The sequence below is a fragment of the Acinetobacter sp. NIPH 1852 genome, from assembly GCF_022549455.1.
Lineage (GTDB): Bacteria > Pseudomonadota > Gammaproteobacteria > Pseudomonadales > Moraxellaceae > Acinetobacter.
Genome location: NZ_JAKZGG010000021.1, coordinates 26253 through 38687, shown reverse-complemented (window position 1 = coordinate 38687; position 12435 = coordinate 26253). Strand labels below are relative to the sequence as shown.

Genomic DNA, 12435 nt, shown 5'->3' with positions numbered 1-12435 from the left:
TACTCAATTATTTTAAAGTTTAAGTGATTACTCTTTTGATGCTGTGAATCGTGCAGATACCCCAAAGTATGCAACGATATTGCCTCGATCAGATACGAAATATACGCATTAAATCGATTAAAACATGAACAATATTAAACCTATTTTTTATTTATATTGTTATAACTCTGTTATCAACAGCAAATAAAAAAACCTTGTATAAACAAGGGTTTTTTAAAGAGGGAACTAAAACTTAGTTCTTTTCTTTATCAACGATTTTATTCGCTTGAATCCTGAGTAGGGAATAAGAAAGCATCGCTTTCGCCCTACGCAAGGAACGAGGATATAGCAGAGTTCCGCCATATATGGCTCATCTGCCCGAGTGCAAGAGTGAAGCTATGCTTCGCTAACGCACGTAACACCAAAACTCTAAAAACAAAAAACCCTTGTATAAACAAGGGTTTTTAAAGATTAAACTAAATATTAGTTCTTTTCTTTATCAACAATCTTGTTCGCTTGAATCCAAGGCATCATCGCACGTAACTTGTTACCAGTTACTTCGATACCATGTGCAGCGTTTTGACGACGACGAGCAGTCATAGAAGGATAGTTTAACGCACCTTCTTGGATAAACATTTTCGCATATTCACCAGACTGGATACGCTTCAATGCATTACGCATTGCTTCACGAGACTGTTCGTTAATAACTTCAGTACCCGTTACATATTCGCCATATTCAGCATTGTTTGATACTGAATAGTTCATGTCCGCGATACCGCCTTCGAACATCAAATCAACGATCAATTTCAATTCGTGTAAACATTCGAAATATGCCATTTCTGGTGAATAACCCGCTTCAACCAAAGTTTCGAAGCCCATTTTCACCAATTCAACTGCACCACCACAAAGAACTGCTTGCTCACCGAATAAGTCAGTTTCAGTTTCTTCACGGAAAGAAGTTTCGATGATACCAGTACGACCACCACCTACGCCAGAAGCATAAGAAAGTGCAACGTTACGTGCATTACCAGACGCATCTTGATGAATCGCGATTAAATCAGGAACACCTGAACCACGTTGGAATTCTGAACGTACAGTATGACCTGGCGCTTTTGGTGCAACCATAATCACGTCTAAGTCTTTACGTGGAACAACTTGGTTATAAAGAATAGAGAAACCATGAGCAAAGGCTAAAGTCGCGCCTTCTTTGATATTTGGTTCAATCACATCACGATAAAGCTGAGATTGGAACTCATCTGGAGTCAAGATCATGACTAAGTCAGCTTGAGCAACAGCAGCTGGAACTTCAGAAACTTTAAGACCTGAATTTTCAGCTTTTTTCCAAGAAGTAGAACCTGCACGTAAACCAACAGTGACATCTACGCCAGAGTCTTTTAAGTTAAGTGCGTGAGCATGACCTTGTGAACCATAACCAATAATTGCAACTTTCTTGCCTTGGATGATTGATAAGTCACAGTCTTTATCGTAAAAAATTTGCATCTGTTTTCTCCGCTAAAATTTTTGTCATTTTCCTTGTTATACAAGGACAGATTTGGTCGCTCCCGATTTTGGCATTGCTTTGGCCAAAATTGGGAGAAATATATACTAAATTGTTAGAACTTTTTCGCCACGCGCGATGCCTGAAACACCAGAACGTACAACCTCTAGGATTGTATTTTCAGCCAATGCATCAATAAAACCATCAATCTTGTCGGTAGTACCAGCGATCTGAATGGTATAAGTCGTTGGCGTTACATCAACGATTTGAGCGCGGAAGATATCAGCAGTACGTTTGATTTCAGCACGAGCCGCTCCCAACGCTTTTACTTTAATCAACATCAACTCACGTTCAATGTGTGCACCTTCAGACAGGTCAACCACTTTCACGACTTCAACCAGTTTGTTCAACTGCTTGGTAATTTGTTCAATTTTATGGTCATCACCATAAGTCGTTAAGGTCAGACGAGATAAGGTTTCATCTTCAGTCGGTGCAACATTCAAAGTCTCAATGTTGTAGTTACGTTGGCTGAATAAGCCCACCAAACGAGAAAGCGCACCAGCTTCGTTTTCAACGAGTACCGAAATAATATGTCTCATTAGGTACGCTCCCCTTTTCCTAACCACATGTCTTGCATCGACTGACCTGCGATTAACATTGGATAAACATGCTCAGTCCGATCGACCATGACATTAATGAATACACATTTATCATTAATTGCCATCGCTTCAGCGAGTTTAGACTCAAGCTCATCTGCATGATCGATTTGAATACCGACATGACCATAAGCTTCCATTAACTTAGCGAAATCAGGCAATGAATCGACATAAGAACTTGAATGACGTCCTTCGTAGTTCATATCTTGCCACTGTTTCACCATGCCCAAAGCTTGGTTATTTAAGCAAAGAATTTTCACATTCAAGCCATATTGCTTACATGTTGATAATTCTTGGATACACATCTGAATCGATGCTTCACCTGTAATACACACCACTTGCTGATCAGGGAATGCAAGCTTGGCTGCCATCGCATATGGCAAGCCAACACCCATGGTGCCTAAGCCACCAGAGTTAATCCATTGGCGTGGACGTTTGTATTTATAGTAGTTTGCACCAAACATTTGATGCTGACCGACGTCAGAGGTAATGATCGCTTCACCATTGGTCACACGGTCCAGTGCTTCAACCACTTGTTGTGGTTTCATTTCACCATTTTTAGCCGCTTCATAACGCAAACCATGCACTTTACGCCACTCATTAATTTGAGACCACCATGCCGCAATCGCTTCAGGGTTTGGCTTAGAAACATTCATTTGCTTGAGTTGTGCCAACATTTCTTGCAACACAGGCTCTACCGCACCCACGATCGGGATGTGCGCCATAATGGTTTTTGAAATGGTTGCTGGATCGACATCGATATGAATGACTTTGGCATTGAGACAGAATTTAGCTGGGTTGTTGGTTACACGGTCATCGAAACGCGCACCAATCGCTAAAATCACATCTGCATTATGCATCGCCATATTGGCTTCATAGGTTCCATGCATCCCCAACATACCCACGAATTGTGGATCATTTCCTGGGAAAGCACCTAAGCCCATCAAAGTATTGGTGACTGGATAACCCAATAAATGTGCAAGTTCAGTCAACAATCCAGAAGCATTACCTTGAACAACACCACCACCTGTATAGATCATTGGGCGTTTCGCGGTAATCAGCTCATCAATTGCTTTACGAATCTGACCTGAGTGGCCACGTGATGGTGGTTGATAAGAACGCATCTTCACTTTTTCAGGATATTCGTAGGCAAACTTATCTGTTGGATTGGTTACATCTTTAGGAATATCGACCACAACTGGACCCGGACGACCAGAAGATGCGATATAAAATGCTTTTTTAATAATGGCAGGAATTTCGCTGGCATGACGCACTTGGAAACTGTGTTTTACGATTGGGCGCGAAATCCCAACCATATCTGTTTCCTGAAAGGCATCTTCACCAATTAAATGACTCGCAACCTGACCAGACAAAATCACCATTGGGATTGAGTCCATATACGCAGTTGCGATTGGAGTTACAGTATTTGTTGCACCTGGACCAGAAGTAACAAGAACAACACCTGTTTTCCCTGTTACGCGTGAATAAGCATCTGCCATATGACCAGCAGCTTGCTCATGACGTACAAGGTAATGATTGATTTTGTCTTGTTGAAAAAGCGCGTCATAAATATGTAAAACTGCGCCGCCTGGATAACCAAAAACATGCTCTACGCCTTCGTCCGCGAGGGCACGAACGAGCATTTCACCACCAGATAAAAGTTCCAACGTGATTCACCCTATGTTTACACAATTTATGGGAGGCATAAATTGTGTTTCATTCATTAACTTATGCACTTTTTGTATGTGTGCGTATTCTACTCGTTTTTGCTGCAATAGGAAAAATTTTCTGACTCATCAGCCGTATAAGCTGTTATTACATCTCGAATCAAAACATGTTGGGATAAACATATTTCAAAAAATCATTCTCTCGGCTAGAAAGAATGTCCATTGCAAGCCATGACATTTATTCGAAGGGTGATCAAATAAACGCATATAAAACTAAAGCAAGCATTTTTGTTGCTTTCCTGCACAAAGTCAAGATTAAAGGAACAGATTTTATATAATATTTTTTGGCTGCTGTTTTTTTAAACAGCGCAGTTATAAAAATAACTGCATATTCAAATGAGTTTTATTTCAATTATTGTACTTTTGGTATTTATAATTTCCAGTTAAAGTATTTATTTTGAATATTAAACAACTGATCGGATCAAATGATCTTGGGGAAAATCACAATGCAATCATCTCATTTAAAAACAATTACATCCATAACCTTAACTAGTTTGTTCATGTTCTGTTCTGGCCAAATATATGCTCAACAATATTATAAATGGATCGATGCGAATGGTTCGACGCATTACACCACTACTCCACCACCTAAAGGAGCAAAACGCTTAGATAAAATTTCAACTTATGGTTCAAATAACAATCAAAGCAGTCCCAATGCTTCTTCACAAAATCAGCAAACTACACCTCAACATAACACCTCATCGAATACAAATCAGCTTCAACAAGAAAATATGCATGGAGATGAAACACCCCAACCACAAAATATAGGAATAGCAGCAGCACCAGTAGAACAATAACTTAAAAGTTTAGGGAGAGTGTCCAAGACATTCTCCTCACTTATATCCAATAAAAACACTGCTAAAAACTGACATTTCACCCCGTTTTGCGCTATGCTGTGCAGCAATTATTTTCCACTTATTTTGTTGTATCGCATATCCCTATGACGACTTCTCACATTGACGCCGAATATCAAGCAAGTGCCATTGAGCCTCAAGTTCAACAAGACTGGGACAATCGCAAAGTTTTTAAAGTTGCAGACACTGTAGAGGGTAAACATCGCTATATCCTATCGATGTTCCCCTATCCAAGTGGCAAACTGCATATGGGCCATGTGCGCAACTACACGATTGGCGATGTGATTAGCCGTTTTTACCGCCTAAAAGGTGAAACCGTTCTACAACCAATGGGTTGGGATGCATTTGGTTTACCTGCGGAAAATGCAGCGATTGCCCATCAAGTTGCTCCAGCAAAATGGACCTTTGAAAACATCGCTTATATGCGTGACCAATTAAAAAAATTGGGCTTATCTGTCGATTGGGATCGTGAATTTGCTACCTGTACCCCTGAGTACTATCACTGGGAACAATGGTTATTCGTTCAGCTTTATAAGAAAGGCTTGATCTATCGTAAGCTTTCAACCGTGAACTGGGATCCTGTAGACCAGACCGTTTTAGCCAATGAACAAGTTGAAAATGGTCGTGGTTGGCGTTCAGGTGCATTGGTTGAAAAACGTGATATTCCAATGTACTACTTCCGCATTACGGACTATGCACAAGAATTATTAGACGATTTAGATACCTTAAAAGATGGCTGGCCTCAGCAAGTCTTGACCATGCAGCGTAACTGGATTGGTCGTTCAACAGGGATGGAAATCACTTTCCCTTCTGCAAGCCCTGACGTGTATGCAGATAGCTTAACTGTCTATACCACTCGTGCAGATACCCTGATGGGTGCAACCTATGTCGCTGTTGCTGCTGAACACCCAATGGCATTGAAAGCAGCGGAAAGTAACCCTGTACTTGCTGCATTTATTGAAGAATGTCGCATGGGTTCAGTGGCTGAAGCTGATTTAGCCACTGCTGAAAAGAAAGGCATGGCAACGGGCTTATTTGTGAAGCATCCAGTCACTGGTGAAGAGTTGCCAGTGTGGATCGCCAACTATGTGTTGATGTCATACGGTTCGGGTGCGGTAATGGCTGTGCCTGCACATGACGAGCGTGACTTTGAATTTGCCAATAAATTCAACCTACCAATCAAACAAGTCATTGATGCTAAAGGCGTTGATGATGCTGAATACACTGCAGCTGAATGGCAGGAATGGTATGGCTCTAAAGAAGGCAAACTGGTCAATTCTAGCGAATTTGATGGCTTAACCCTCCAAGCCGCATTTGATGCATTCCTTGCAAAATTAGAACCACAAGGTTTAGCGAACGCGAAGGTTCAATTCCGTTTACGTGACTGGGGTGTATCTCGTCAGCGTTATTGGGGTTGCCCGATTCCAATGATTAACTGTAATACCTGTGGTCAAGTCCCTGTTCCAGAAGATCAATTGCCTGTGGTATTACCAACGGACGTTGTTCCAGATGGTTCTGGCAATCCATTGAACAAGATGCCAGAGTTCTATGAAACAAAATGTCCAAACTGCGGTGGCGATGCACGTCGTGAAACCGATACATTGGATACTTTCGTAGAATCATCTTGGTACTATGCGCGTTACGCATCGCCTGACTTTACGGGCGGTCTAGTTAAACCTGAAGCTGCGCAAAACTGGCTTCCAGTCAACCAATACATTGGTGGCGTTGAGCACGCGATTCTGCATTTACTCTATGCACGTTTCTTCCATAAATTGATGCGTGATGAAGGTGTGGTACAAGGCAATGAACCATTTACCAACTTGCTAACGCAAGGCATGGTCTTGGCAGATACCTTCTATCGTGAAGCTGACAATGGCAAAAAAACATGGTTTAACCCTGCCGATATCGAATTAGAACGCGATGAAAAGGGTCGTATCCTTTCAGCTAAATATTCAGGTGATGGTCAAGAAGTTGTGATCGGTGGACAAGAAAAAATGTCCAAGTCGAAAAACAACGGTATCGACCCACAAGCGATTATTGATCAATACGGCGCAGATACCGCACGTGTATTTATGATGTTCGCTGCACCACCAGATCAATCATTAGAATGGTCTGATGCAGGTGTTGAGGGTTCAAACCGCTTCTTGAAACGCGTATGGCGTTTAACGTCTGGTTTCTTGGAAAAAGACAATCAAGCAACGGCGATTGATCACAGCAAACTTTCAAAAGATGCGCAAGACTTACGTCGTAAAACGCATGAAACTATTCAAAAAGTGGGTGATGACATCGAACGTCGTCATGCTTTTAATACTGCAATTGCAGCATTGATGGAATTGCTCAATGCCAGCAATAAATTTGAAATCAAAGATGGCAATGACGTTGCCGTTGCGCGTGAAGCTATTACGACATTGTTGACTTTACTTGCGCCATTTGCACCGCACTTGAGTCAAACCTTGTTAACGCAGTTTGGAATGGATTTAACCACAGTTGAATTCCCACAAGTCGATGAGTCTGCGTTAACCCGTAATACACAAACGATTGTTGTACAAGTGAATGGTAAACTTCGTGCTAAGTTAGACGTCGCTGTCGATATCTCTAAAGAAGATTTATTGGCTCAGGCAAAAGCGTTACCAGAAGTTCAACAATTCTTAACTGGTCCAACCAAAAAAGAAATCGTTGTACCAAACAAATTGGTGAATTTAGTCGTTTAAACTGTAAGGGCGTATTATATACGCCCTCATTGTCTATGAGGAATGGATATGCACTTAGCACAACGTTTAGCTGCGATTGTTTTAACCTTAGGTCTAAGTGCAGGCTTAGTCGGCTGTGGCTTTCACTTAAAAGGCAACAATCCAGCAGCAACACCACTGGTCTATAACAAGCTGACTTTAGTTTTGCCTGACTATACTGATGAGCTGGAAAACCGACTGAGTATTTATCTCAGTGCAACAGGCGTACAACTGAGCAATTCAAATGATGCTTATGTACTGCGCATTTTGGATTACACCCCTCGCCGCCAATTACTGAATGGTAAATTGACTGAGGTTCTGCTTCGTTTGACAGTGACTTTTCAAATTGAAGACCGTCAAGGCAATAAAATTACTGAACCGCGTACTTTAACTGCATCACGCACTTACCAATACGATGTCGCAACAGTCAACACGGATAATCAACAAGAAGCTTATCTGAATCGTATTGTGATTGATGATGTAGCTCAGCAAGTGACGCGTCAGATCGCAGCAAATCGCCTACCTAAAGCTCAATCATAATCTGTATCTATGAAACTAGATTATGTTCAAGCGTTAAAAAGGGTTAAAGATGCTCGCGGTGCATGGATCATTCATGGTCAAGAGCCTCTACTTGAGCAGAACCTGCTCGACACCTTTCGTAAGAGCTGGCAGCAACAAGAAGTTGAACGCCAGCGTTATGATATTAGCAGTGTCAACGATTGGAAAAATGTCTTTAATGCCCTGAATAGTTTGTCACTGTTTTCTCAACAACTGGCAATCGAAGTTCATGGCAATATCAAACCCGATGCCAATGGCTTAAAACAACTCAAAAGTTATATACAACACAATGAACATAATTTATTACTGATTGTTTTACCAAAACAAGACAGTGGCAACCTTAAATCTGCATTTTTCCAAGTGGTCGAAGCCAATGGTGTGGTGGTGCCACTCACCGCCACTTATCCTCAAGACCGACAACGTATTTTAAGTATTGAAGCAGAAAAACTCGGTATTCAGTTGGATCAAGCGGCATGGCAATGGCTGATGCAGCATCATGAACATAACTTATTGGCTGCTAAAAATAGCTTGATGCGTGTTGCTGACACCTTCCCTGATATCCAACACATTCAGACTGAACAATTGTATGCCTGTTTACAGGATCAATCACGTTATACCACGTATGATTTAAGCGATGCCTTACTGGCAGGAAACTTAGCGCAATCTGTTAAAATTTATCAATACCTCATTGCAGCAGGTGAGCCTGATAGTCTGATTTTATGGACGCTGAGCAAAGAAATGCGTTTATTGATGCAACTGTTTGAACAACCACAAAACGCTTTGCAACTGGGTATTTGGAAAACCAAAGTATCAAACTATCAACAGGCGCTACGTCGTCTAAATCCGCAGCAGTTTCTCACATGGCCTGATTTATTATTGCAGATAGATGCTGCCATCAAAGGCATGTCCAAACAGAACAGCAATCATTTAATGTTGCAAGCGATTAGCAAACTTTGTGGCACAACTTTATTTACTCAATCTTCGTAAACCGATACAAAGCGCTAGATCAAATAAGAAAATAGAGAATAATTCTCATTATAGATTAAAAATATTCACGCTTTATCCTTATTTCACTTTTATACTAAACAAAATTTTTTAATTACGCGCTTGTACCATGCCAAAAATGATTTCTAAAAAAGTTAGACCTGTAAAAACAATCATCATTGTGGTCAGCATTCTGGTGATCGCCCTACTCAGTTGGCTCATGTTAAAGCCTAAAGAAACTGCACCACAGTACATTACCGCTGAAGTAAGTCGTGGTGATATCGAAAGTTCAGTTTTAGCGACAGGCGTATTAGAAGCGACTAAGATGGTCAGTGTCGGCGCACAAGTCTCTGGTCAAGTTAAAAGGATGTATGTGCAACTTGGTGATCAAGTTAAACAAGGACAACTGATTGCCCAAATTGATTCTGTTCGCCAAGAAAATGAATTAAAAACGGCCGAAGCCAGTATTAAAAATCAACAAGCGCAATTGGCAGTTCAACAAGCCAACCTTGCGAAAGTAGAAGCAGAATACAAACGCCAACAAACCATGTTCAGTCAAGATGCCACCTCTCGTGCTGAGCTAGAATCTGCATTAGCCAGTTACAAAACGGCTCAAGCACAAATCGCGGCCATCAATGCGCAGATTGAACAATCACGCTTAACCCTTGCAACCACAAAAGAAGACTTGGGATATACCCAAATCGTTGCGCCGATGGACGGTACGATTGTGGCAATTGTGACCGAAGAAGGTCAAACGGTGAATGCCAATCAAACTGCACCCACCATTGTGAAACTTGCAACGTTAGATACCATGACGGTTAAAGCACAGATTTCTGAAGCGGATGTGATGCGCGTTGAAAAAGGCCAAACGGTTTATTTCACAACTTTAGGCAATAGTGAGAAAAAACATTACGCCAAATTACGCCAAGTCGAACCTGCACCCAATTCAATTAATACCGAAAATACCAATACCAGTTCGTCATCTACCAGCTCTGCTGTGTACTATAACGCGCTGTTTGATGTGCCAAATGAAGATGGCAAATTACGTATTGATATGACAGCGCAGGTTTATATTGTGTTGGCTGAGGCAAAAAATGTGCTCACCGTGCCAGCTTCAGCGTTACAAACAAGTAAACGTCCAAATCGAAAAGATCGCGGAACAGATAAAACCGAAACCAAGGATGGCGCAAAATCGCAACAACCGAAACGCCTCGAGTTGACCGCGGATGAACAAGCATTAATTACGCAAGGCAAAGCATCAACCAGCATGATTCGTGTACTACAAGCAGATGGCAGCATCCAACCACAACCTGTGTTAATTGGTCTCAATAATCGTGTCACAGCGCAAGTCATCAAAGGTCTGAAACAAGGTGATCAAGTAGTGATTGCCGATGCTTCAGATAGCTCAAATGAAGCGGCAAAACGTAGTAGCCAACGTGCGATGAGAATGTAATATGACTCAAAATCAAATACATTCATCTCAGCCTCTACTTGAGGTCACTGACCTCACGCGTGAATTTCCTGCGGGCGAAGGAACAGTACAGATCCTCAAAGGCATTAATTTAAAGATTTATGCAGGTGAGTTGGTCGCGATCGTCGGCCAGTCAGGTTCAGGCAAATCAACCCTAATGAACATTTTAGGATGTTTGGATAAGCCGAGCGCTGGAAGTTATCTGGTGAGTGGACGAGAAACGCGGCAGCTCGAACCTGATGAACTGGCGCAATTACGCCGAGAATATTTTGGTTTTATTTTCCAACGCTATCATTTGTTGGGTGATCTCAGTGCTTCAGGAAACGTAGAAGTTCCAGCCATTTATGCAGGTGTGGATAGTCATTTACGTCAGCAACGTTCTGCTGAATTATTATCCGAGCTTGGGCTTGAAGAACGCCTACATCATCGACCAAGCCAGCTTTCTGGCGGACAACAACAACGTGTTTCAATTGCTCGCGCCTTGATGAACGGCGGCGATGTCATCTTGGCAGATGAGCCAACAGGTGCATTGGATAAGAACAGTGGCGTTGAGGTGATGCGTATTTTACGTGAACTCAATGCCAAAGGTCATACCATTATTCTGGTGACCCATGATATGAATGTCGCTAAAAATGCGACACGAATTATTGAAATCAGTGATGGTAATATTATTTCAGACCGCGCCAATACACCCGAAAATACCGATCCTGATTTAGAGCATCACCCCTTACAACGCAATCCGCAAAAGAAAACCTCCGCTTGGCGATCTTTCTTTGATCGTTTAGGTGAAGCATTCCGTATGGCACTTTTGGCCATGAATGCACACCGAATGCGTACTTTTTTGACCATGCTCGGCATTATTATCGGGATTGCATCTGTCGTCTCCGTAGTTGCGCTCGGTAATGGTTCGCAAAAACAAATTCTAGAAAACATTAGCAGTCTCGGAACCAACACTATCACGGTCTATCAAGGTCGAGGGTTTGGTGATACCTCCAGAGCGTCACAAGTTAAAACCCTCGTCCCTGCCGATGCTGATGCATTAGCTGAACAGCCTTATGTCGATGGTGTCAGTCCATCTGCCAATACCAGTGTGACACTACGTTTTAAAGACACCGAAGCATCAGCAACGGTCAATGGTGTCAGCGAAGACTTTTTCTATGTTCGAGGAATGACTTTTAAATCAGGTCAGCCTTTTGACAAAGATGGCGTCACCCAACGTGCGCAGGATGTGGTGATTGATACCAATACTGAGAAAACCTTTTTTGCGGATGGGACCAATCCCGTCGGTCAAGTGATTCTTCTGGGCAGTGTACCGAGTCGAATTATTGGTGTGATTGATGCTCAACAAGGTTTCATGGGCAATTCAGACAGCCTAAATGTCTATCTGCCATACTCGACGGTCATGAGTCGTATGCTAGGCCAATCCAACGTTCGCAGCATCATCGTGCGAATTAAAGATGAATACCCAAGCAGCGCCGCTGAAAATGCCATCCTGACACTGCTTGAACAGCGTCATGGTGCACAGGATGTATTTACTCAGAACTCAGACAGTATCCGTGAAACCATCCAGCAAACCACCGCAACCATGACTTTGTTGATTTCAGCCATTGCTGTTATTTCATTGGTGGTGGGTGGTATTGGCGTCATGAATATCATGCTGGTTTCTGTGACTGAGCGTACTCAAGAAATCGGGGTACGTATGGCGGTCGGTGCTCGACAAAGCGATATTTTGCAACAATTCCTGATCGAAGCCATTCTGGTCTGTTTGTTGGGTGGCGTGCTTGGAGTACTGCTCTCTTTGGGCATTGGACAAATCATCGGGCATTTTGCCAAAGGCATTATTGAAATGAGTTATTCAACCACGTCAATCGTCGCAGCCTTTGTCTGTTCAAGTCTGATTGGTATTGTTTTTGGCTTCCTACCAGCACGAAATGCCGCCCAACTCGATCCAGTTGCCGCTTTAGCGAGAGAATAAGGAA

Annotated in this window: 9 protein-coding genes; 6 read left to right on the top strand and 3 right to left on the bottom strand. The window is 42.2% G+C overall.

What is annotated here, in order from left to right; translation table 11 throughout:
* Positions 1-462: 462 nt before the first annotated feature.
* From ilvC to MMO38_RS14355, 3 genes are all read right to left on the bottom strand, one after another.
* Positions 463-1479: a ketol-acid reductoisomerase gene (gene ilvC / locus MMO38_RS14365; protein ID WP_004672686.1), complete on the bottom strand. Its 1017-nt coding sequence runs from the start codon at positions 1477-1479 to the stop codon at positions 463-465.
* A gap of 105 nt (positions 1480-1584) precedes the next feature.
* A complete protein-coding gene (gene ilvN / locus MMO38_RS14360) occupies positions 1585-2076 on the bottom strand; it encodes an acetolactate synthase small subunit (RefSeq protein WP_004672684.1) in 492 nt (163 codons plus the stop codon).
* Positions 2076-3800 (bottom strand): acetolactate synthase 3 large subunit, encoded by a 1725-nt coding sequence (locus MMO38_RS14355; RefSeq protein ID WP_241323973.1) that lies wholly within the window; start codon positions 3798-3800, stop codon positions 2076-2078. Before MMO38_RS14355 ends, ilvN begins: the two co-directional genes overlap by 1 nt.
* 506 nt (positions 3801-4306) lie before the next feature.
* On the opposite strand from MMO38_RS14355, the gene MMO38_RS14350 reads away from it, so the two are divergent.
* The 6 genes from MMO38_RS14350 (at position 4307) to MMO38_RS14325 (ending at position 12431) form a co-directional block, all read left to right on the top strand.
* Positions 4307-4657 carry a DUF4124 domain-containing protein gene (locus MMO38_RS14350; RefSeq protein WP_241323972.1) on the top strand — a complete coding sequence of 117 codons (351 nt, stop codon included), beginning with the start codon at positions 4307-4309 and terminating at the stop codon, positions 4655-4657.
* A gap of 143 nt (positions 4658-4800) precedes the next feature.
* Positions 4801-7425: a leucine--tRNA ligase gene (gene leuS, locus MMO38_RS14345; RefSeq protein ID WP_241323971.1), complete on the top strand. Its 2625-nt coding sequence runs from the start codon at positions 4801-4803 to the stop codon at positions 7423-7425.
* A 48-nt stretch (positions 7426-7473) separates the two neighbouring features.
* The gene (lptE, locus tag MMO38_RS14340; RefSeq protein ID WP_004672680.1) at positions 7474-7983 is read left to right on the top strand and encodes an LPS assembly lipoprotein LptE; all 510 of its coding nucleotides are present in this window, start codon (positions 7474-7476) and stop codon (positions 7981-7983) included.
* A 9-nt stretch (positions 7984-7992) separates the two neighbouring features.
* Complete coding sequence (gene holA / locus MMO38_RS14335) at positions 7993-8988, top strand: DNA polymerase III subunit delta (RefSeq protein WP_241323970.1); 996 nt, start codon at positions 7993-7995, stop codon at positions 8986-8988.
* Between the two features lie 127 nt (positions 8989-9115).
* On the top strand, positions 9116-10438 hold the full coding sequence (locus MMO38_RS14330) for a MacA family efflux pump subunit (protein WP_241323969.1): 1323 nt from the start codon (positions 9116-9118) through the stop codon (positions 10436-10438).
* Between the two features lies 1 nt (position 10439).
* Positions 10440-12431, top strand: a complete 1992-nt coding sequence (locus MMO38_RS14325; RefSeq protein WP_241323968.1) for a MacB family efflux pump subunit — start codon at positions 10440-10442, stop codon at positions 12429-12431.
* The last annotated feature ends 4 nt before the right edge of the window (positions 12432-12435 follow it).

What these genes read in the sequence shown, in the direction of transcription:
- ilvC (WP_004672686.1), bottom strand. Translation starts at nt 1,479, where the DNA reads ATGCAAATTTTTTACGATAAAGACTGTGACTTATCAATCATCCAAGGC.
- ilvN (WP_004672684.1), bottom strand. Translation starts at nt 2,076, where the DNA reads ATGAGACATATTATTTCGGTACTCGTTGAAAACGAAGCTGGTGCGCTT.
- MMO38_RS14350 (WP_241323972.1), top strand. Translation starts at nt 4,307, where the DNA reads ATGCAATCATCTCATTTAAAAACAATTACATCCATAACCTTAACTAGT.
- leuS (WP_241323971.1), top strand. Translation starts at nt 4,801, where the DNA reads ATGACGACTTCTCACATTGACGCCGAATATCAAGCAAGTGCCATTGAG.
- lptE (WP_004672680.1), top strand. Translation starts at nt 7,474, where the DNA reads ATGCACTTAGCACAACGTTTAGCTGCGATTGTTTTAACCTTAGGTCTA.
- holA (WP_241323970.1), top strand. Translation starts at nt 7,993, where the DNA reads ATGAAACTAGATTATGTTCAAGCGTTAAAAAGGGTTAAAGATGCTCGC.
- MMO38_RS14330 (WP_241323969.1), top strand. Translation starts at nt 9,116, where the DNA reads ATGCCAAAAATGATTTCTAAAAAAGTTAGACCTGTAAAAACAATCATC.
- MMO38_RS14325 (WP_241323968.1), top strand. Translation starts at nt 10,440, where the DNA reads ATGACTCAAAATCAAATACATTCATCTCAGCCTCTACTTGAGGTCACT.